Source organism: Arthrobacter sp. ISL-85 (assembly GCF_018613675.1).
Taxonomy (GTDB): domain Bacteria; phylum Actinomycetota; class Actinomycetes; order Actinomycetales; family Micrococcaceae; genus Arthrobacter.
The window spans coordinates 21,556-40,884 of record NZ_JAGGPQ010000014.1 but is presented as its reverse complement, the minus strand read 5'-3'; the positions used below and the strand labels follow the sequence as shown (position 1 = coordinate 40,884).

Here is a 19,329-nt window from a genome sequence, read left to right as displayed (position 1 = left end):
CAACCACGCCGACACCTGTGGCCCCCAGAAACGCGGACGACGCGTTATGCCGCGCCACGAGGTACAACCGCGCCGCAAAGACAAGGGTCAACAGCCAGAATGCAGCTTGAATCACAGTCCGAAAATCCGTTCCGCCTCGGAGACGCAGGCGTCCTGACCTGTCACCAGCCGCTGTGCCAGTGCATAGGCGAGGTTTTCTGCGGCCTGCTCAGCCTCTTCGAGGGGAATGGAGGCCGGGCGACACATCCAGCTGATCCCGCGCCGCTTACCAACTCCGGAAAAGAAGCCCGCGGACTGGAGGCCGTCGGCTGGCTCGCCCTTGTGCCCCAGCAGAATGTGCCCAAACTCGTGCAGGATGACATGACGGCACCAGAACGCGTGACCGCGCCGGTACTGAATGAGGCCACGGTCCGGCATATCCACCCAGCGCCCAGTGACGCCATCCGCCAGAACAAGATCCGCCACTTCATCGAACTCCAATGGTTTGCCGTATGCCCGTTCTACGGCGCTGATCAGATGCGGGAGAGTTGGAGAAGCCGGCAGCTGCAAGGACTGGATGGTCCGCAGGGACAACTCCGTAGGTTCTAACAATTGGTTCTCCGTCAACTTCTCACCCCAGTGAACATGCCACTGAAATTATTTCAGTGATGTGTAATATGGTTTAGCGCCTGACAGCATCAGTCAAACAAGGGGACACCCTACCAAGGGGCCCTCAGCTGCGCTTGTCACGCGGGGAGTTTGTAAACGTAAGAAAGAATGCTTGGCCGAAGGGAGGCCCCGATGGTCGCGGGAAAAGTCACACAAGCGACACGCTGCCGTTTTCTGAAAACAAATCCCCAACCGGCTGCTAGGCCGGTGATAGTTTCGGAGCAGTCGCGAAGGATCTACCTGTGATTCTCCGGGGCGGGCATCACAACGATGAAGCTGTAGCGGCTTAGGCGGCTACAAAATCAAAGGACAGAGCAAATGACGGCAGTAGCAGTAAATCGAGGCGGCGGGCGTCCTAGCAAGGGGCTGCGTAAGTTCATTGGTTTCCGCTCACCGGAACCAACCGCTGACGGTATCGCCAAAGTGGCAGCTCACAAGGGCCTGACCGTCACGGAATACCTTCTGTCCGTTGTCGAGCCACAGCTCAAGGAAGACCTGGCCGCACTCGACCGGGATGACTATCAGCAGGAGTTGCCCATCCGCATGGCCTCATAACCAAAAGAAGGCCCGCACTAGGCGGGCCTTCGAAGCTTGAGACTTACCCTCTGGATTGCTTGCCGGCGGATCAGATTGTAAGTCGTGGAAGGCCTAAAACGGCCATCCTTTGTGTTGCTATGAAACCGATCTGGCAGGATCGGCCCTTTTTCGTACCTCAATCCCCGAAAGGATTACTCACATCGTACATGGACACCCATGTGCGTCGCCAGCCATATCTGAGTCTGGCGTGTCGCGCAACCTCTCCTCGTCATGCTCGCCAGCCGAAGCGTGGGCAGCCCTTGCTCCTGTTCTCGCGGGTCAGCCCAGGGTCCGGCTTTCCAAGGACTCCGGAAAGTCCTATCCACAGAGACATGAACGGAACCTCACCGAGACACTCCCGTCTTTTCCCGCCGCCGTTCGGATCTTCGGCAAGGACGGCACCTGCGCGGCGATTTTCCTCGACTTTGACTCCTCGGTAGCAGGTACAGACTGGGTCCAGGCGGACGTCCGCGCGGTCCAGACCTGGCTGCATTCGGTCGGGGCCCGGTGGATTGAGGATTACTCCCCCAATGGCGGCCGCCACGTCTACGTCCCGCTGGCGCAGCGGGTCACCTTCTCCCAAGCGCGTGATCTTGTTGAGGCGCTGGGCACCCGGTACCGGACCCTGGACAAGACCCCGCACCAGAACCTGCTCCACGGCTGCATGCGAACCCCTGGCTCACCGCACAAGCGAGGTGGCCACCAGGAACTGGCGATGAGCCTGTCCATGGCCTACGACATCGCCCGTCGGCCCAACAGCGCAGCGGTCTGGGCCGCTATGACCAAGGACCTTTCCGCCGAGATCAAGGCCGTCAGGGCACTCCGCCAGGAAGAGACCTTCACCCCGGCAACCTCCTCTGCACCCATCGTGGACCATCCCGTGGGCCGCATGTCCCGGGACATGCAGGCACTCGCCCAGAGCGGCATGTACGACACCAACCGGTACGCCTCAGATTCGGACGCGCGCCAGGCAGTCATCGTCGGCGCCGCGGCCGCCGGCCTCGAGCTCGTTGACGTGGAGCGCCGCATGCTCCAGGGGACATGGCCTGGACTGGCCTCCTTCTACGCCCGGTACGCAGCCCGCCACCGGCTCCCGGCCCTACGCCGGGACTGGATGAAAGCCCTCAGCTACTTGAGCAAAAAGCCCGCAAAAACCGACCCGGATGACAATGTCCGTAGATCCACCACAAGCCAGCCAAATACACAGGCGGCAGGGGTAAAGGGGGTCCCTCCCATTTCTAATCCCGATGCGGAGCATCGGTTCATCCGGAGCTGGCGAAGTGCCCTGCGCCTTAGGGAGGTGAACTACCAGGAATCCAGGACAGGAATGGCACGACGGATGGTGCTTAGGGCGTTGGGTGAGGCAGCACATAAGACAGCTTCCCGGTTTATCGAATTCGGCGTCCGGTCCATCGCGGTCGCCACAGGACTCGACCACACCACCGTCGGCCTCCACTTGCGGGAACTCCGTGGCGAAAAGGATCCCCTAGTCACCCTCGTTGAAGAGGCCCGTGGAACCAAGGGCGATCTTTACATGTTGACCGTTCCTGAAGAGCTGAAGGCAGCAGCCGAAGACGCCTCTTGGCAGAAAGGGAAGATCCACGCCCTCCGCCCGGTGTTCCGGGAACTGGGGCTGCCGGCGGCCTTCGTCTACGAAGCCCTGGAGCACTCCCCCGCCATGCCGACATCCGAAATTGTCCGTGCCACGCGGTTGTCCCGGTCCGCCGTGCACGAAGCCCTGGAGGTTCTCGCCGCCTGGAACTTGGTCTCCCGAGGTGTAGGCCGGGCCTGGTCAATCGTCGCTAGCACCTCGCTAAGGCAGCTCGCCGAACAGTTCGGGGTCCTCGAAGCTGTGGCCCTCCAGTTGCAGCGGTATCGCAACGACCGGATTATCTGGCGGGAATGGCTCGCAAAGAACGTCGACTGCGTTCCGCAGTTGCTCTCCCCCGATGATGACTATCCCTGGGAACTGTTTGAGGGGCCCCCTGATGAATGGTCGCTGTCCGACATGGCTTTCAACAGAACGGCATAGAACCAGGACCAAGGATCGGTCAGGCGTAAGCGCGTTTGTTCGGCCGCCTACTTGGACGGTTTGCAGCCGGGCAGCTGTCGTATTTATACCTTGGGAAGTACCTTGCGCTGCCCCGTTCATGCCATAAGGCATGCCGTAAGGCATGCCATAAATACTATTGGAAGGCTTACCATAGCCGAGCAGCATTACTCCGCTACGGACTTTTCCGCTTGGATATGAAGCTTGAAGACGGTAGATACCAGCGCGCTACGTGACGGTGCGTCAAATTCAGCGACCTTTTCATCCAGCCAGGCAACCTGCACTCCGTCGAGACGCAGTTGGATCTGAATGCCCGCTTCTCCCCGTTTCCGTGGTGCGCGCCTGGGCATGCCGGAGTTGGTCGGCGTGGTCACGGGAGTGAATTCCTTAGCGATCTGCTTGTCGTCGACGGCTTCGAAGGCATCGATTAACAGGTCTGCGTATGTGGTCCGCTCCTGGTAAACGGCATCCTTGACCTGCGCGAGGAGTGCCGGCGGCAGGTACACCCCTACGTTGCGCAGCGCCCCGGGAACCAGCTCGGAGGCCTTGGCCGGGCTGGTTGCCGTCTTGGACGCAGGCCGCTGCCGAGCGATAGCCTTAGTGCCCTGAACGGACGAAGGCTTGGGGTCCTCCCGCTCCCCTGTCGCCTCAAGGGGCGCCTCTTCAACAGTTGCCTGTTCAGCAGGCGGAGTATCGGTCCGCGGCTGTTCAGTAGGCACCCGCGTATCTGCGAGCTCGGGTGCGGCTGCCGGCGGCACCTGTACAAGTTCCCAGGCCGGCACCTCCGGGGACTCCTTGGGGTTGGGTTCCGGGGTAGGTGCGCCTCTCCCCCGCTTTGGAGCCAGCAACCCTTGCAGTGCTGCGCCGCGGGCAGGCGCTACAGGTGCGAATGCCCCTGCAAGACTTTGTCGGCCGCTCATGCCTGGTTACCGCTTTCGATCTCGTTCAGTCGGGCGAGGATCTCCCCGGTCAACTGCTCGTACTCTTCAGCCAGTCCGCCGGCATTGCGTGAAAAGAAGCCGTCTGCCGGCTTCTCCCCCGCTCGGAGCGCCTTTAGGCGGTTCTTCTGAGCGTCGGTAACTGCACCTTCGAGTTCGTGGAAGAGCAAGCCCTTGCGACGGGCGTCGGCGCTTGCGCTTTCCAGGTTCCTGATGCGGGTTTCGAAGACCGGGGCGACGGTGCCGAGCATCTCTTCCAGAGTTTCTCGCACGCTGCGCTCCAAGCGAAGGGAACGCGGTCCAACACCGAAAAGGACGATTCCGGCCAACTGCAGCGATGGGTTGCGGTCACGCACCGCCATGAAGCGGCGGGCGATGCGTTCGACTCCGTCGATACTCGCATCATCGGAGCGGGTAGGAATGACGACGGCGCTGGAGATCGCGAAGGCGCCCTCCACGAGGATCCGCTCCCCCGGCGGGGTGTCGATCAGGATCAAGTCGTAATCCTCCGCCAACGGGGCTAGGACGGCGTAGAGCATGTCGCCGAAGTCGCCTGCATCGGAGCGGCTGGAACGGGACACCATAAGTCCTTGGATGTCTTCCAAATCCTGGCCGCCAGGGATGACGTCTAGGTTGTCCCGCACGTCACGCAGGATCACCGGCGTCGTGCCAGTGATGAGGGCCTGAAAAAGTTCCCTGCCTGTCTGGCGCTCATATCCGAGGTCGCGAGCCAGGTCGCCCTGTGGGTCAAGGTCGATCAGTAACACGCGGGAGCCGGCCAGGGCCACATACCCGCCGACGTTGGCTGCAGTCGTGGTCTTGCCCACTCCGCCTTTGCCGTTCGCCAGGGAGACCACACGGTCAATGGCGCGCGTTGCCTGAGGTCTCGGCGGTACGGGGGTTTGCAGAGATCGTGCCATCGGCCTGTAACTCTCCTACTTGGTGAGGGGCATGTTGTCCTGCGTTCAACGCTATGTGCACTTCTCCGGGAATGATGGCAGTGACACGCATTTGGGACACCACAATTCATCGAATGAGTCCCTCCGTTGCACGCCACGTTATATCCACGACTGAGTGCCACGCTGGCATCCCTACGGTGCCTTCTGTGATAGCTCCCGTCAGACTGGCAATTGAGTCGCATCTTAGATAAATGGTTTGGCCTCCCGTGCATATCTCGGCGGTCCGGGTAGTTGATGGGCCCATGTGTGTGCAAACGTGATCGCCAGCCGGAATCCTAGTTGGGAGGAAAGCGTGGTGAGCAACGGGAGGTGTAACTTGAATGTCTACATGGATCCATATGATCTGCAGAGTGTGACGGCACGCGGTGCAACCTGCCATAGGGCAGACTGTGGCCTCCAATAGGACCTATGGCGTGTCTTATGGCATGAAAGTCGTTGGTCGAGAGACGCGCTCGGCACCTAGGGAGCAACGGGGGAAGGCGCTTTAGTCTTGCGACTGCAGCCCATGCTAGCCGCTGGCTTGTGCAGAGGCAGCCACGGGCGGGGGAGTAGGCAGTTAACCCACTTGTGCCAATCCTCAGCCACTAGCCACTTCGGAGCCACAGGCTGTCGAGCTGCAGGAGTACCTCTAGGATGCAGCCCGCCCAATGACGACGTGACCGCCAGCTGGATCAGTCAACGTGCGATGTACACGTTACCCAAGGCCAGGCGACCCGCTTAGCCAACTGAGCCTGTTCTGAAGGACCTGCGCATGTGCGGGGGAGGACACCGGGAGCGGTGGTGGTGCCTTCTAATGGGCGCCAGGGAGACTTTCTCCCGGCTGGTGCCAGATTGGTGCGAGCGTTTCCCCGACGGCCGGGGCACGGCCGGAAGTTTTCCGTTGAGTGCCATGAAGGGAAGCCCGGACGGAACGGCAAGACTTTCATGTTAGTCACGTGGCCGACTCCACAGTGTGCAGTCGAAAACCACCGTTTTTGCACGCATGCCCGTTGTCCTTGATGAGCGGTCTGACGTTTAGCGATAAATGGCGGCGTTTTCACAGTGCTATTTGGCGCATGGTGTAGCCCGCAGCGGGATCCCTGGATGGACAGCAGAGCGTCCGATGATCAGCGCTCAACCAACTCGTCGATTGCATCGGCGGTCACCTCACTGAGGAGATCGACAACCGCAGCTCAGGTTCCGCCCTACCGTAGAAGGGAACACCACAATTGACACTCGCATCACAGATAGTCCGGCATTCCGACTCATCGACCGTTCGGCCAGTGTGCCGCTTATTCACCACGGCCCAAACCCGCACATCCAGGCGCACATCGCCTCACTCCCATCAGCAGAGCACGCCCGGCTCAAGGAATTGAGCAACACCGACCCCGTGGGTCTGTTCCAGGTGAGCGCCGACGTGACCCGGACTACACAGAGGGCAGCGAGCTGACCTACCTCCATGGCGTCGCCGTCACCGAAACGACTCCGGTGCCCGAGGTGCTCGATGCGTTCGAGGTCCCTGCAGGCACCTGGGCGGTGTTCCACACCGAAGGGGCGTACCCCGCGGTTCTGCAGTCCACATGGGCAGCCACGGCCACCGACTGGTTCCCGTCCAACCCGTGGCGGCTCCGGCCCGGACCCTCGATCGTGGCAGTCCTTGACCGCGCTGCTGATTTCAGTATCGCCAGCTGCGAATTGTGGCTCACGGTAAAAGCTCCCAGTAGAACGCTCCTAGTCGGGCAGCTTGTCCCCGCCGGCGTTGAGTGCCGGTGGAGGATAGCGAAAAGCCCCGCAGCACGAGAACGTGATACGGGGCTTTCCTAGCGACCACTCCGCTTGATGGGGGACAGGCGGAGAAGCTGACACCAAGCTAATAGAAAGCATACTTACTTTTCAAGTTGACGCGCCGAGGGACGGCCGCCACGTCGTGGCCGGCCCTGGCGCCAGCCGGGCAGTTCTGTGTTCAGCCGTGCCTGCCTTGCCGGCGTCAGAGTTCCCTTGCGGTGGGTGATTCTTTGGCTGTGGATCCATACTCCGAGCAGCCGCTCCTGCTCGGTGGCGGCTTTCTTGTGCAGCGGCCAGTCGTTGCCTTCCGCCCGATACTTCACGAGTTCGCTCAGGCGTTGGTTCCACAGCGCTGCGCGCTTTTCCTTCTGTTTTCGTGGCGCGTCCCAGCCCGGGATTTCCCGGAGACGGTCTCTAACGACGGCGGAGAGCCTCCCGGTCTCGGATTCCTGGCGTTTGCGTCCAAGCCAGCTGCTCAGGGTACGCTCCCGCGCCGACTTCGCACGGCTGCTGGGCAGGCGGCCTTCTGTCCGGTACAGCGCAAGAATGTCCTCGAGGTTTTCCAGGCTGCGGTTGTCCACCCTCGGGGGAGTGGCCGGGGTGGCCTGCGCGTGCTGTTCCCGGAGGGCCGGATCTTTCTGGGCAGCCATTCGCAGGTGGTACCGCACCGTGGACCCGGCGGCGCCGGACAAGGAAGCGATTCTGGGAGCGGGCAGGCCCATACGGTACATCTGAACCCACTCCGCGTTAGGTGCCGCACGCCGGGCTGCTCCCATACGCCGACCTTCTTCCCGCGTTCGCCCAGCGCCCCTTCCGGAACCTTCTCTCACCGTAAACTACCCACCGCTTGGCATTCTGCCTGGCCGGACACTTCCCCATGGTCTGTAAGTCTTTACCCGGTTGCTCCGTGAGCAGCTGGCAGTCTGAGGCTGTGGACTGGCTGGGGTATGACTCACCCAGTGGTATTGCGCCTCGGGTTTGAGCTTTTCCGGGAGTGCGCCTTCTTTGATGTCCACCCTGGCTGGCCCGGCATAGGTTCTCTACAGCAGCGCTGGCCTGATTGGATGCATGCCCACCCGGGCGAACTCGATGGCCCAGTTTCAAGGAACTGGGCATCTAGTTGTCGCGGTGTTCGAACTCCATATCAAGCTCCTGGTGGCGAAACTCTGTCTCTGGGTGAGATTCACCCGCAGTGACGATTTCGTGGTCTAGCTGACGATGGACCTGGCTGTCGAGAACCTGCAACTTCTCGTCCTTCAGCTTTTCCAGATCCTCAGGGAAAGGATCTGTAGGAGTGATCCGCAAACTGGCTGACATGGCACGTCCCTTTCACTAGCGGCACTCCAGACGATTCGGAAACCCGCGAAGGGAGTATTTTAGACGGAAGCGAACCAACCTCGAAGAGACCCAAGAAACAAGCGAGGGGCGGAGGCGCTCCATCCGCTAGAGGCGCATACCTGCCCCAGTCGAGGATCCCTCGCCGGACGCTTGTAAGCCGGCTATCTAGCGACTGCGGCGCGCCTGCCCCTTGGGTGTCCTCCAAGGTAGGCCCCGAGCAACCGCAAAAAGGCGACCTGACTCAGAGCGCCCAAAGGCGATTTGACGAGGTTTCAGAGTGTCGTTATATTTTTTTGCGTAAGAAAAAGAGAACGGAAGTTCCCCCGCTCGAAGTAGCTTTAGTTGCCTGTTTGGGGGGAAGCACCGTTGCAGTATCACCTGGTCGTCGACAGCTTGAGACGGCCAGTGCAGCATCAGTAACACCTGGTCGTCGACAGCTTGAGACGGCCAGTGCAGCATCAGTAACACCTGGTCGTCGGACAGCTTGAGACGGCCAGTGCAGCATCAGTAACACCTGGTCGTCGGACAGCTTGAGACGGCCAGTGCAGCATCAGTAACACCTGGTCGTCGGACAGCTTGAGACGGCCAGAGCAGCACCAGTAACGCGGGGCGGGCAAGTTGAGAGCATTCCTTGCCCGCCCCGAGCGTTCGGGTCTGTTGCCCGTACAAAAAATGGTCGGTATTACCGTCCTGCCTCGAGTTCAATTCGTAGCGGGCCGCAGACTTCGCTGTGGCACCAGAGCACTGTAGAGGCCAGGATTCTCTGGCGGCACCGGCGTGTGCGTTCCCTGATCCTGCGCGTCCCCCAAATGAAAGTCCCGCCGATGGCCCTGCAGGGCCATCGGCGGGACTCCAGGCATTGCCTGATCCCGGCGCGGAGATGAGTATTCACTCCGGGATGGCCGCACTCTGCTACACGACTCCTCTTGATCATCGCTTCTGCTCCTCAAGGTCTGTCAACTTTCTGCGCAGGAGAACCTGAGTTTCTCACCCGCGGGAACCGCTTCTGCCGCACCATCCACGGGTTTCGGTTAAGTTCTGTGCCTCAGTGACCCGGTGGGGGTCGTGGCTGGCGAGTTGGGCGCTCAATCCAGTGAGGAGGATGGTGAGTCCTTAGTCGAGTTCGGCGTCGCCGTCGTAGTCCGCGAGGACTGGGCCGAGTGCCCGGAGGTGGGGGAATTCCTTTGTCGGCAGGTGGTGCAGTCCGAGGCGGAGATTGCTTCGTTTTCTTCCGGGTCCACGATGTATTCCTGGAGTTCGTTAAGGATGTGGCCGTAAAGGAAGCCGTAGTAGGCCCGGTAGACGTGAAGGGCGTCGGTGGGGGAGAAGCCGGCACCTATCGGCGTCCACGAGTTCCAGCGCGGCGGAAAGGACAACGGCCCTGCTCAGGGGCACTTTCCGGGATCCTGCGTTGTTGGGGGTGCGTTCGGGAGGGGCCATTGCGAAGTCGTCCTGTTCATCACGCCAAACGTCGACGCTTTATGTGTGCGTTAAGCTTGCTTACCCTTTACTCTACGAGTAAAGTCTACAGTGTAGAGAAGTTGTCAACATGGTTTCAGTAAAGGGATCAGAGTTTGCATAGCCGTCCAGGCTGCTCACTTCACCTTTAGGAGGACCGCATGACCCCTCGGACCAAGAACCAGAACCCCGGCACCCGCGCCGATACTGCCCACGCGTAACCGCTCTCTCCTGGCTTTCCGGCCAGAATGGACGAGTCCCGGCGCAGGATTCCCGCCAGGGGATGCCGGGCCGGGATTGTCCCCTCATCGTTGTTAGCCTGACCGTGTGTCCCGTGCAGGGCACTGGTTCTGAGGCCTCGAGCCTGATGGTGGACAACTGCACCTGTTGAAAAGAGCCATGATGGCGCAATTACAGTTCGACCAGTTCCTTGAGGCAGCCACCTACCGTGACCGCGAACCGGGAACCCACCTGGACCGGGACTCCCTCTATGGCCTGTACACCAGCTGGTGCTGCGTATCCGGGCAGGAGCCCGAGGCAGAGCACGCCTTCTGGACCGCGATCCGGGAACGGGTCGGCGCAGGGGAACACCTCCACATGAAGAAATGCCCCGCAGCCGCCGATTACATCCTGGCCAGCTACCCCCCCGTGGTCTGAGATGCGGCCGCACCTGTCGAGCGCGTTCGTCAGGACCCACCCTGAACCATCCCGCCCCCCGTACCCACGGCAGAACCTGAAGGCAGAGTGACCATGACTGATACCAGCCCAACCACGCCCCATGCAGTGACGGATACCGGTGTTGAGGATCTTGACCTCACCCCCGATGGCTTGGCTGACGCTCCGGCCCATGAAGAGGATCAGGAAAGCATCGTCCATACCGGAAACAGCTGAACCACCTGCTCCGGCAGAGTTGCGGCCGCCCTCCACGCGGCTCCAGAGCCTGACCAAGTCCCCGTTGCCGGGGCGTTGGGCGGCATAAAGGGAACGAGGCCAATGATGGCCAAGGACACATCCCAGCTCCCGCCGGAACACATCGTCGAATTCGTCCTGCAGAGCGAGGACGTCCGCGACATGCTCACCGAACTTGCACGTTTCACACCTCGCACCCTCACCGGCTCTGCCGGTGCGTTTTGCAGCATCACCCTGATCCGGCCCAAGAAACCGGTCATCGTGGCAAGCAGCGACGAAGAAGCGGACCGTATCGACCAGTTGCAGTATGCCTCAAGCCGGGGCCCTCGCTCAGCGCAATCCGGGAGCGGGAGGCGGTGCACGTTCCCGACGTTTCCCTGGCCCACGTGGTCACATCGATATCAGGAGAACCAAACGTCCGCACCTGCTTCGACGCATAACCGCACAGGGCGCTGGTTCGGACAGGTTAGCCGCGCAGCGTTGCTGGGTAGAGGAATCGAACCAGCGGGATTTGAGTAGCGCCGAAGCAGATAGGAGTGCCAGCAGATGCAGGAACCACGACGGATAAGAACCTTGGCCGCTGCCGGGGCCAAGGGCGCCATGTGCGGCCTGGCAGGAGTCGCAGCAATGACGGTGGGCGAGAAGGTGGAACAGGCCGTCACCGGGCGGCCGAACTCATACGTTCCTGCGCGGACACTGCTGACCCTGATGGGCAGGACGCCGGGCCAGGCGGACGAGCCTTTGATGTGGAACCACGCAATGCACTGGGGCACCGGAGCGCTGCTGGGAGTTCTTCGCGGAATGTGGTCGGTCACAGGCATTCGGGGAGCGCTGGCCAACACCAAGCACACAGGCGTACGCTTGGCGTTCGACCAGACACTCGAAAACGCCACCGGCATGGGAGCCCCGCCCTCCACCTGGACCCGTCAGGACCAGATTGTCGACGTGCTGCACAAGGCCGTCTATTCCATCACCACAGGCGTCGTCGCTGACCGCTGGATCCGGCCGGTACTCGAATCCCGCGCCGGGACCATGAGCCACTAGGAATGCAGGTTTCGTCCTGCCGGAACGGAGAAAAAGGGTGGAAGAAGCACAACTGGCGAAACTCCATGGCAGTTTCAATCTCGCCACTGGCCTTTGGCCCCTGCTGCACATGCGCAGCTTCGAAACGGTCAGCGGACCGAAAACCGATAAATGGCTCGTCCGCACCGTTGCGGGCTTGCTCATCACCATCGGTGCCGAGCAAATCCGGGCTGCCCCGGGTGTTGGAGGCGGTTCCGCAGCCAAACGTCTCGGTATCGGAACAGCGGCCACGTTGGCAGCCATCGACATCATTTACGCCACCCAAGGTCGAATCAGCAAGGTCTACCTGCTGGACGGCATCATCGAAATACTCTTTATCAGAGGCTGGCTGCGGTACGTGGGTCCTCGCTAGGGCGATCGCTCGGAGGCAGTGGCAGCGGGCCCCCAACGAAAACAACCTCAGCGTCCGTACCGGCCCGCAGGTCCTGTTTTCGATCTGGACACTGTCGTCCTGCGTCCCTACCGTTTAACCGTGACCGAAACGCGCCTGTCGCGACCGGACGCCGGCACGCCTGGTGCGACTTAAATACCGGAACTACCAACATCAGGAGAGCGCCATGCCTACAGTCCGTGAAATCATGACCGGCGGCGTTGAGTGCATTGGTGAAAATGAAACGCTCGAAGCGGCTGCCCGGAAAATGAAGGAGCTTGACGTCGGCGCGCTGCCCATCTGCGGGGAGGACAACAGGCTCAAGGGCATGATTACCGACCGCGACATGGTCATCAAATGCTTCGCCGAAGGTGGTGACCCCCGCGCGGCTGTGGCTGGTGATTTCGGGCAGGGAAAGCCGGTAACGATCGGCGCAGACGACTCGGTTGAAGAAGCCATCAGGGTAATGGGAGAGCACCAGGTCCGCCGGCTGCCGGTCATCGATGGCCACGACCTTGTAGGGATTCTTACCCAGGCCGACGTCGCCAGGAACTACCCGGAAGATCGAGTGGGCGAGCTCGTAGAGCTCATCTCGTTCTACTAGGGCGTGTTGCTAAAGCTTGTGCTCCAAGCCATGCGAGTGATGCGGCGAGCTGCACGGCGCGGTCCAAGATCCCATTTACGGGCGCGACCCCTGCTTATCGGCCGCCGGGCCGACTGGACAGGTGGCACGGGAGTGCGTACATTCTAAGTGGCAAGCGTCACACCGTTGTGGGACGTTCCCCTCTTGGCCGAGTGCAGGGCTCTGAGGAGGTACCGCTAGAGCCTGCCGGCGGACAGATGCACACCGGGGAAAGAGAGCCACCATGGCCGCCTCGCATTTCACCACGTTCCTTGCAGAAGCCACCGTCCCTGAATTCGACACCGACTGCCCCTTGACCGCTGATTGCCTCTACGGCCTGTACGTCAGTTGGTGTTTCCTGCACGGGATCGAGGCAGAGCCCGACTTCACGTTCCGGGCAGCGATGCACGGCCGTGGCGTGGACGTTCACGAGAGCCGGCTGCGGATGGTCGGCCCCGCGGCAGCTGACTACATCCTCTTCAGCTACCCGGCGGCTGCATGATGTCCATACATTCTCCCGCTCAAAACAATCAACCACCCGGACACCCATCAGGCGCGGCACCGTTGACCTGCCGCGCATGCGGACACGACCGGGACCTTGAACTGCACTCGATCGCGGCGCTCAGCCCACCCTCGACTGTGATGGTGGAAGTGGGCTACGCCTGCAGGGCCTGCCGGCGGACCTACCTTCACCCCGCCGACGTGGCCGCCGTTGCGGAAATCCTGAACAGAGAAAGTCATGCAGACGACGTTGTGACCTTCGCCGGCAGCTACTTTCACTGCGGGCAGCTAATGCAAAAAACCGGCTCGGAGCTCCGCCGGCTCAGCGCCCCGATCTTCACCGACCGCACGACCGAAGACGACTTGGACGTCTATCTGACCACCCAGGTGCTGCATTGCCCCTGCGGGTTCCAAATAGAACTGCCCGAATAGGCCTGTCCTCACGCGGCATCCGAGGGCTGAACCACCTGCGGATGGTCCCCTCACGCGCTCACCCAGCAAGGGTGCATTGCTTCTCATTCAGCTATACCCGCCCGGTTGCCGGGCAGGACAAGGTGGCCAACCATGAACCATTCTCTTCCCCAGGCCTATGAACCGGCCGGAGTCACGGGGAGGATGATTACTGGCCTCCTCACCGAGGAGGATGCTGCCAAAGCGGTGCGGTCCCTGGCATACGTCTTGAAGGACTCGATCGCGGGCTCCGCGGGAGCCGGGGCGTCCATCATCAACTCCCGCGGCCGCAGCGAAAGCGTCGGCGCCACCGACACGGTCGTGCTCCAGGCCGACAAACTGCAGTACGGGCTCGGTCAGGGCCCGTGCCTGAGCGCCTGGTCCGAACAGCGCCCCATCATCATCCAGGACACCCAGGAAGAAACCCGCTGGCCGCTATGGACGGCGGCGGTAGCTGAGCTTCCGCTCCGTTCGGTTCTCAGCGCACCACTGACCACTGGGGGAAAGCACATTGGTGCCCTCAAGGTCTACTCCCGCCTCCCGCTGGCATTCGATGACAACTCTGTTTTCCTGATCGAACGGCTCGCCACCCCAGCAGCGGCTTTGCTCGGCCACATCCGGGACCGGGAAGCTGCACAACGGATGAGCGGGCAACTGGCCGAGGCTCTGGCCAACAGGGACATGATTTCAAAAGCACAGGGGATGTTGATGGAGCGCATGAATGTGAACTCACAAGAGGCTTTAGACGTACTGTTGGCCCGTTCCCGCGGAGAGAGCACACCGCTCCACGAAGTAGCACGAAATGTTCTCCAAGAGGCCACCGGCGAGTAAGAGGAAGGAGCAGTGATGAGTCCAAAAGAAGCTGGCGTCAGTGCTTTCCCCGCTGCTTTGGGGCCGTGCCACCTAGAGGTCTCTTTCGCCCCGCCCTTCCCGATCATGGCCTTGGCCTCGTTTCCCCGCTTCCGGCCTGCCTCCTGAATGCAAGGGGCAAGGGACAGAACCGACGTGAGGACGTGCTGGGCGGCGCCCGCAACCAAATGGGAAAAAGGGCCACCGAAATCCGTTGCAGACAGAACGAACAGGAATTGAGGACTGAACCATGGCCACCGCCGATTACGATGAGCTCCGGACCGATGTTAAGGAAACACAGGAAAGCTCACTGGAGGCGTTGAAGTCCGCCAACGCACCTGACGCGCTCAGCGTCGTACGGGAACTGGACGCACCCGATGATGCCGACGCTCTGGGCGTCCCCGGCGGCGAAATCGTTGCCGAAGAGCTCATCATCCAGGTCGTCCCTCAGGCCGCGGACGAGTTCACGTGCCACTCCTGCTTCCTGGTCCGGCACCGTTCGCAACTGGCCCGCGAACACGAAGGCCATCAATATTGCCAGGAATGCCAAAGCTAACCCAGCCATCCCCGGGCCTTCCGCTCTGCCCACCCCTAGTGGTCCGGGTTCCGGTCCGCCCGGAGCCTGTTTGGAATGCTGCTGCTGGCAGCAGTTTCAGTCGTCAAAATGGGTGCATGTTGCGTCATCTCCGGAGACGTTGGAGACGATTTTTTGTGCGAGGGTGTGAAGCTTCTCGCTCCGGGTACTGGACGCTCTGACAAGGATCTGGAAAGCCTCCTCTTGGGAACACCGGTTCTGCGCCATGATCATTCCGCAGGCTAGGTCGATCGCGGTCCTGGATTCCATGGCGGCTTTAAGGTCTTCGGCGAGCAGTTCCGCGGACACGATCCGGAGCTCCACCCGAAGGGCCTGGCTTGCGGTATTGGCGAAAGCCCGCGCATCCTTTATGACTTCCGCGGTGAAGAAACCGGTCGTCGGGGCGAAGAAGTTCAGCGCCGCCTCGGCTTCGGACCCGAGTTCCAGTGGCACGGCAAGCACGCTCCGGCAGCCAAAACCAGCCAGGGCGTGGCAGTAGGGCTTCCAGCGGAAATCAAGGGAAACATCGGCAATCAAGACCGGTAGGCCGGTCCGCAGGGCCTCCGTTCGGGGCCCGTCGCCCTGGCGTTGCCCGACGCCGTCGAGCAGGATCGCATCATCACTGCTGCCGGCGATCTCCACGCTGCGCTTGTGCCGGTGGAGCGTGAGGGCGCACTCAACCCGTCTTCCGGTCGCCTTGATCATCGTTTCCGCTGCGAAGCCGGTCATCGCATCCAGAAAGCCCTTGAGCTCTCCGCTACTTGTGATCAGGCCGTGCAACACCTCAAGCTGGTGGGCATGATCTTCGGCGGTCATTACACCAACCTAGAAGCAGCATGACTATGACACAACAGACAGGACTACCCAATCACTTACCCGTTTTGTCCGACGGATATTTAGACCGGAGTTCACGGACAGCTCCATCCAGTCGGCTGCCCTACCCACGCGGAAACCTGGTTGTGGCAGCAGGGGTTCCGCTGTCGACAGCTTGGGGCAGTACCTCACGGTTCTCCACCGCTACTGCAGTGAGCCATCCAATGGTTCCTGGTTCTCCGGCCAGGGGCCACCTCAGAATTGATCTTTCCGAACCTTGGAGCTGAACCGGGCCTCGCCAAATGCTGCCAAAGTTGTGGGCGGTTCAGTGTCACCTCCGACTTCCGTGCGCCGGTGACCCCGGCAGGCCGATGCTACCCGCGGTAACCCAAAGGTCTCATGCGTGGCAAGCTTCTCTCGCGCGCTTTTCGGGGGTTGTGACGGGGTGCCTTAGCTGTCATCGTGGATAGTGTCTCGAGTAGAGGGGCGCTTCAAAGCGATAGTCCACCGACAGTGGTGAGGGCGCCGCATGGGAAATTCACAACAGGTGGCCCGGGTGATGGTCCTGCAGGACCCGGGTTGGCTTGAGGAGTTATGGCTGAGGTTCTGGGCCAACGGAGGAAGCGCGGGCATCTTCGAGTTCGACGCTTTCCTGCACGGGCTCCGGGACCCGGACGTGTTCGAAGTGGAGATTCTCGACTACGCGGTCGATGACCTGTCCTGCCGCTTCCTCGCTTCCATCCCGACTCTGGCCCGCTGGTAATCGGCAGACCAGGGCCCGCCTGACCCATAGCAGTTCTTTCCCTCAGGTCTGGGTAAGGGGATGGACAGGAACACACGTACCGCTCAGGGCGGCAGGCAGGAGATTTTGTGAATACCAAGCTGACGCACTCCGGGACTGATGTGCTGATAGACGTGCTCCTGGACAGCCCGGACATGGCAGTGTTCCTGCAGCGGTTGGTGGAGATTTCAACCCGTGAGCTTGGCCAGGTCCTGACCGAGGCCCATTGCAGTGTGACCGTGTGGAGGAACCGCCGGCCGGTCACAGTCTGCAGCAGCGATCCTGAAACAGCGGTCATGGATGAGGTGCAGTACGCATCGAATCAGGGCCCGTGCATGCAGACCGCCAGGACGGGACAGGTCTGTGAGGTTGTTGACCTGCGGACTGAAACACGGTGGCCGCGGTACACCAGGGCCATGACCGGGAGCCCGATGCGGTCGATTTTAGCCATTCCGATCGCCCTGAAAACAGCAGGGGCGGCCGCACTGAACACGTACAGCCCCCACCCCGGCCCGGTCCCTGACAACGTGAAAAAGACCCTTTTGGACTTCACGGCGGTGGCGGCGCGGGCGGTGACGTTGAGCGTGAAGCTGCAAACACAGGCAGAAAAGTCTGCGGATCTGGCTGCCGCTCTGGAATCACGGACAGCGATCGATCTCGCGGCCGGCGTGATCATGGCCCAGACCGGCTGCGACCAAAAACAAGCCGTAGGCATCCTGGTGAAAGCCTCAAGCAACCGCAACGAGAAGCTCAGGGACGTAGCGCTCTCCGTCCTGGCACGCTTCAACGGCACCACGCCCACCACACACTTCGATTCGGCCTAGCTCCGGTAGGGCACGAAAGGGTGAGAAAAGCCATGGACAATCCCCTAGTAAACGAACTGGCTGCGCTGACCGGACAACTGGCAGGCGGTTTCCTCACCGAGGAGAACGCCGCCAGAGCCGTGCAATCCCTGGCCTATGTACTCAAGGACTCCGTGCCAGGTTCGGCCGGCGCCGGAGCCTCTCTCATCAACGCCCGCGGCCGCCGGGAAAGCGCCGGCGTCACCGACCCTGTGGTGCTCCGGGCGGACAAACTGCAATACGAGCTGGGCCAGGGACCGTGCCTGAGCGCCTGGGCAGAACAACGCGCCATCATCATCCAGGACGCGAGGCAGGAAACGCGCTGGCCCCGGTGGACCGCAGCAGTCGCAGACCTTCCCCTCCGCTCCGTCCTCAGCGCCCCAGTCACCACCCAGGGACGACACATCGGAGCCTTTAAGGTCTACTCCCCACACCCGATGGCGTTTGATGACCATTCGGTTTTCCTGATCGAGCGGCTCGCCGCTCCGGCCGCCGTCATGCTCGGCAACGCCAGGGACCGCGAAACAGCGCAACGGCTCAGCACGCAGCTGGTGGAAGCCCTGGCAAACCGCGACATGATCTCCCGGGCCGAAGGCGTCCTCATCGAAAGAATGAACATCACCTCGCGTGAAGCTTTCACCATCATGTTGTCCGCGTCCCGGGGAGAGGGCAAACCACTCCATGAGGTAGCCCGGGAAATCGTCCAGGGTATGACTGAGCAGTAGGAGAACCCCTTGGACGAGTTCGATGAATCCAGCAGCCAGGCAGAAGCAACCCGGGAAGCGATGCAACTAGCCAGGCTTCCCCTCGGCGAGGTGTGGATCCGCTACTTCAGCTTCACAGGCGTCGCAGGCGAGTACGAAGTAGACGCCTATCTCAACGGATCCTTGGAGCTCCCGGCCCACGAACGGGACCTCGTCGCCCACGCCGTCAATGAACTCATCAACGAACTTCCCCCTCCACCAACCGCCCCCTACAGCACCAATTACATCAACCCCCGGCAACACCTGCACCCAGCACACGAAGACAACGCCCCGCACGACGGAAAATGAAATCAGCCCCCGCAAAACTGCTGGGGAATCCCGTACCCTAAACGCTACTCACCACTCCGGGAGTAGTACTGGTCTTCGAACCCCCACAAACCTGATACGTTCGGCAGACCTGCCGCGACGTTTGTGGGAAACCGCCCAACTCATGCCGCCGTCCAGGTTCAAGCGAAAGGCTGCCGGGGCTGGTCGAACCGCCCGGGCGCGGGCAGCTCCGTCCCGCTCCCGCACCGGCGGAATGGTTTTCCAGTGACATCGATGCTCGGTGGGGACAGCCGGCCCCCGTAGCTTAGCTTCGGCTGAGTCTTTCGATGAGTTCGTCTGCTTGGGCCAGGTTTCGGGCCATTTTGGCTCGTTGCTGGACGGCTTTCTCAAGGAACTGAACAAGCTTTGCCTGGTCGGCCTCGACAAGTCCGGCCGGGTCGCCCGTGGCAAATATTCGGAGCAGTTCAGCCATCTCCTCCAGTGAAAAACCTACCGGCTTCATCTGCTTGATGACCAGGAGCCGCTCGAAATCGTCCTCCGAGTACACGCGGAAGCCTCCGTCTGTTCGCGCAGTGGCGGGAAGGAGCCCGACCTCGTCGTAGTGCCTGATGGTCCGTAAGGACAATCCCGTACGTTCGGCGAGTTCACCGATGTGCATGGTGTTTCCGGTCTTTGCCGTCATCAAGAACTCCTATAGATCGGAATTTAAACTCTACCATCACGTTAGGGTATGGTTTTAAGTGGTCGCCCGTGGCGCCAGGGCGGACCCCTAA

General features: G+C 61.4%; 22 protein-coding genes and 2 pseudogenes. 16 read left to right on the top strand and 8 right to left on the bottom strand.

What is annotated here, in order from left to right; genetic code table 11:
• Positions 1-111 precede the first annotated feature (111 nt).
• The gene (locus J7I84_RS10845) at positions 112-606 is read right to left on the bottom strand and encodes a hypothetical protein (RefSeq protein ID WP_251046473.1); all 495 of its coding nucleotides are present in this window, start codon (positions 604-606) and stop codon (positions 112-114) included.
• A gap of 360 nt (positions 607-966) precedes the next feature.
• Here J7I84_RS10845 and J7I84_RS10840 point away from each other — a divergent pair, with 360 nt between their 5' ends.
• On the top strand, positions 967-1,203 hold the full coding sequence (locus J7I84_RS10840; RefSeq protein WP_026264817.1) for a hypothetical protein: 237 nt from the start codon (positions 967-969) through the stop codon (positions 1,201-1,203).
• Between the two features lie 229 nt (positions 1,204-1,432).
• Positions 1,433-3,256 carry a helix-turn-helix domain-containing protein gene (locus J7I84_RS10835; protein ID WP_311381120.1) on the top strand — a complete coding sequence of 608 codons (1,824 nt, stop codon included), beginning with the start codon at positions 1,433-1,435 and terminating at the stop codon, positions 3,254-3,256.
• Positions 3,257-3,441: 185 nt separating this feature from the next.
• Here the strand turns inward: J7I84_RS10835 and J7I84_RS10830 are convergent, their stop codons facing one another.
• Positions 3,442-4,056, bottom strand: a complete 615-nt coding sequence (locus J7I84_RS10830; protein WP_311381119.1) for a hypothetical protein — start codon at positions 4,054-4,056, stop codon at positions 3,442-3,444.
• Positions 4,057-4,190: 134 nt separating this feature from the next.
• Positions 4,191-5,132 carry a ParA family protein gene (locus J7I84_RS10825; RefSeq protein ID WP_214944358.1) on the bottom strand — a complete coding sequence of 314 codons (942 nt, stop codon included), beginning with the start codon at positions 5,130-5,132 and terminating at the stop codon, positions 4,191-4,193.
• 1,201 nt (positions 5,133-6,333) lie between these two features.
• Here J7I84_RS10825 and J7I84_RS10820 point away from each other — a divergent pair.
• Positions 6,334-6,863 (top strand): annotated as a pseudogene (locus tag J7I84_RS10820) (GyrI-like domain-containing protein); the annotation flags it as partial.
• 173 nt (positions 6,864-7,036) lie between these two features.
• Here J7I84_RS10820 and J7I84_RS10815 read toward each other — a convergent pair.
• From J7I84_RS10815 to J7I84_RS10805, 3 genes and pseudogenes are all read right to left on the bottom strand, one after another.
• The gene (locus J7I84_RS10815) at positions 7,037-7,585 is read right to left on the bottom strand and encodes a helicase associated domain-containing protein (RefSeq protein ID WP_251046472.1); all 549 of its coding nucleotides are present in this window, start codon (positions 7,583-7,585) and stop codon (positions 7,037-7,039) included.
• 466 nt (positions 7,586-8,051) lie between these two features.
• Positions 8,052-8,252 carry a hypothetical protein gene (locus tag J7I84_RS10810; protein ID WP_214944354.1) on the bottom strand — a complete coding sequence of 67 codons (201 nt, stop codon included), beginning with the start codon at positions 8,250-8,252 and terminating at the stop codon, positions 8,052-8,054.
• Positions 8,253-9,386: 1,134 nt separating this feature from the next.
• Positions 9,387-9,613: pseudogene (locus tag J7I84_RS10805) on the bottom strand (TetR/AcrR family transcriptional regulator); the annotation flags it as partial.
• 517 nt (positions 9,614-10,130) lie between these two features.
• On the opposite strand from J7I84_RS10805, the gene J7I84_RS10800 reads away from it, so the two are divergent.
• From J7I84_RS10800 to J7I84_RS10760, 9 genes are all read left to right on the top strand, one after another.
• A complete protein-coding gene (locus tag J7I84_RS10800) occupies positions 10,131-10,388 on the top strand; it encodes a hypothetical protein (RefSeq protein ID WP_251046471.1) in 258 nt (85 codons plus the stop codon).
• A 93-nt stretch (positions 10,389-10,481) separates the two neighbouring features.
• Positions 10,482-10,622, top strand: a complete 141-nt coding sequence (locus J7I84_RS10795) for a hypothetical protein (RefSeq protein WP_214944352.1) — start codon at positions 10,482-10,484, stop codon at positions 10,620-10,622.
• 564 nt (positions 10,623-11,186) lie between these two features.
• Positions 11,187-11,684: a hypothetical protein gene (locus tag J7I84_RS10790; RefSeq protein WP_214944351.1), complete on the top strand. Its 498-nt coding sequence runs from the start codon at positions 11,187-11,189 to the stop codon at positions 11,682-11,684.
• 37 nt (positions 11,685-11,721) lie between these two features.
• Positions 11,722-12,075, top strand: coding sequence for a hypothetical protein (locus J7I84_RS10785; RefSeq protein ID WP_214944349.1), 354 nt, complete (start codon positions 11,722-11,724; stop codon positions 12,073-12,075).
• 205 nt (positions 12,076-12,280) lie between these two features.
• Complete coding sequence (locus tag J7I84_RS10780; RefSeq protein ID WP_214944347.1) at positions 12,281-12,697, top strand: CBS domain-containing protein; 417 nt, start codon at positions 12,281-12,283, stop codon at positions 12,695-12,697.
• Between the two features lie 262 nt (positions 12,698-12,959).
• Positions 12,960-13,217, top strand: a complete 258-nt coding sequence (locus J7I84_RS10775) for a hypothetical protein (RefSeq protein ID WP_214944345.1) — start codon at positions 12,960-12,962, stop codon at positions 13,215-13,217.
• A gap of 62 nt (positions 13,218-13,279) precedes the next feature.
• A complete protein-coding gene (locus tag J7I84_RS10770) occupies positions 13,280-13,648 on the top strand; it encodes a hypothetical protein (protein ID WP_214944343.1) in 369 nt (122 codons plus the stop codon).
• Between the two features lie 132 nt (positions 13,649-13,780).
• A complete protein-coding gene (locus J7I84_RS10765) occupies positions 13,781-14,497 on the top strand; it encodes a GAF and ANTAR domain-containing protein (RefSeq protein WP_214944340.1) in 717 nt (238 codons plus the stop codon).
• Positions 14,498-14,765: 268 nt separating this feature from the next.
• Entirely contained in the window at positions 14,766-15,071 is a 306-nt protein-coding gene (locus tag J7I84_RS10760; protein WP_214944338.1) for a DUF4193 domain-containing protein, read from the top strand.
• Positions 15,072-15,167: 96 nt separating this feature from the next.
• Here J7I84_RS10760 and J7I84_RS10755 read toward each other — a convergent pair whose 3' ends face one another.
• Entirely contained in the window at positions 15,168-15,905 is a 738-nt protein-coding gene (locus J7I84_RS10755) for a GAF and ANTAR domain-containing protein (protein WP_214944336.1), read from the bottom strand.
• A 526-nt stretch (positions 15,906-16,431) separates the two neighbouring features.
• Between J7I84_RS10755 and J7I84_RS10750 the strand changes: the two genes are divergently transcribed.
• From J7I84_RS10750 to J7I84_RS10735, 4 genes are all read left to right on the top strand, one after another.
• A complete protein-coding gene (locus J7I84_RS10750; RefSeq protein WP_214944334.1) occupies positions 16,432-16,665 on the top strand; it encodes a hypothetical protein in 234 nt (77 codons plus the stop codon).
• Between the two features lie 107 nt (positions 16,666-16,772).
• Positions 16,773-17,507: a GAF and ANTAR domain-containing protein gene (locus J7I84_RS21920; protein WP_214944332.1), complete on the top strand. Its 735-nt coding sequence runs from the start codon at positions 16,773-16,775 to the stop codon at positions 17,505-17,507.
• A 32-nt stretch (positions 17,508-17,539) separates the two neighbouring features.
• On the top strand, positions 17,540-18,250 hold the full coding sequence (locus J7I84_RS10740; RefSeq protein WP_214944330.1) for a GAF and ANTAR domain-containing protein: 711 nt from the start codon (positions 17,540-17,542) through the stop codon (positions 18,248-18,250).
• 9 nt (positions 18,251-18,259) lie between these two features.
• Positions 18,260-18,577, top strand: coding sequence for a hypothetical protein (locus tag J7I84_RS10735; protein ID WP_251046470.1), 318 nt, complete (start codon positions 18,260-18,262; stop codon positions 18,575-18,577).
• Between the two features lie 283 nt (positions 18,578-18,860).
• On the opposite strand, the gene J7I84_RS10730 is transcribed toward J7I84_RS10735, so the two are convergent.
• Positions 18,861-19,238: a MerR family transcriptional regulator gene (locus J7I84_RS10730; RefSeq protein ID WP_214944328.1), complete on the bottom strand. Its 378-nt coding sequence runs from the start codon at positions 19,236-19,238 to the stop codon at positions 18,861-18,863.
• Positions 19,239-19,329 lie beyond the last annotated feature (91 nt).

Excerpts from the sequence above, each read along its gene's own strand:
- J7I84_RS10780 (WP_214944347.1), top strand. The coding sequence starts at position 12,281 with ATGCCTACAGTCCGTGAAATCATGACCGGCGGCGTTGAGTGCATTGGT.
- J7I84_RS10755 (WP_214944336.1), bottom strand. The coding sequence starts at position 15,905 with ATGACCGCCGAAGATCATGCCCACCAGCTTGAGGTGTTGCACGGCCTG.
- J7I84_RS10825 (WP_214944358.1), bottom strand. The coding sequence starts at position 5,132 with ATGGCACGATCTCTGCAAACCCCCGTACCGCCGAGACCTCAGGCAACG.
- J7I84_RS10790 (WP_214944351.1), top strand. The coding sequence starts at position 11,187 with ATGCAGGAACCACGACGGATAAGAACCTTGGCCGCTGCCGGGGCCAAG.
- J7I84_RS10750 (WP_214944334.1), top strand. The coding sequence starts at position 16,432 with ATGGGAAATTCACAACAGGTGGCCCGGGTGATGGTCCTGCAGGACCCG.
- J7I84_RS10740 (WP_214944330.1), top strand. The coding sequence starts at position 17,540 with ATGGACAATCCCCTAGTAAACGAACTGGCTGCGCTGACCGGACAACTG.
- J7I84_RS10840 (WP_026264817.1), top strand. The coding sequence starts at position 967 with ATGACGGCAGTAGCAGTAAATCGAGGCGGCGGGCGTCCTAGCAAGGGG.
- J7I84_RS10775 (WP_214944345.1), top strand. The coding sequence starts at position 12,960 with ATGGCCGCCTCGCATTTCACCACGTTCCTTGCAGAAGCCACCGTCCCT.
- J7I84_RS10815 (WP_251046472.1), bottom strand. The coding sequence starts at position 7,585 with ATGGCTGCCCAGAAAGATCCGGCCCTCCGGGAACAGCACGCGCAGGCC.
- J7I84_RS10810 (WP_214944354.1), bottom strand. The coding sequence starts at position 8,252 with ATGTCAGCCAGTTTGCGGATCACTCCTACAGATCCTTTCCCTGAGGAT.
- J7I84_RS10765 (WP_214944340.1), top strand. The coding sequence starts at position 13,781 with ATGAACCATTCTCTTCCCCAGGCCTATGAACCGGCCGGAGTCACGGGG.
- J7I84_RS10800 (WP_251046471.1), top strand. The coding sequence starts at position 10,131 with ATGATGGCGCAATTACAGTTCGACCAGTTCCTTGAGGCAGCCACCTAC.
- J7I84_RS10795 (WP_214944352.1), top strand. The coding sequence starts at position 10,482 with ATGACTGATACCAGCCCAACCACGCCCCATGCAGTGACGGATACCGGT.
- J7I84_RS10760 (WP_214944338.1), top strand. The coding sequence starts at position 14,766 with ATGGCCACCGCCGATTACGATGAGCTCCGGACCGATGTTAAGGAAACA.
- J7I84_RS10730 (WP_214944328.1), bottom strand. The coding sequence starts at position 19,238 with ATGACGGCAAAGACCGGAAACACCATGCACATCGGTGAACTCGCCGAA.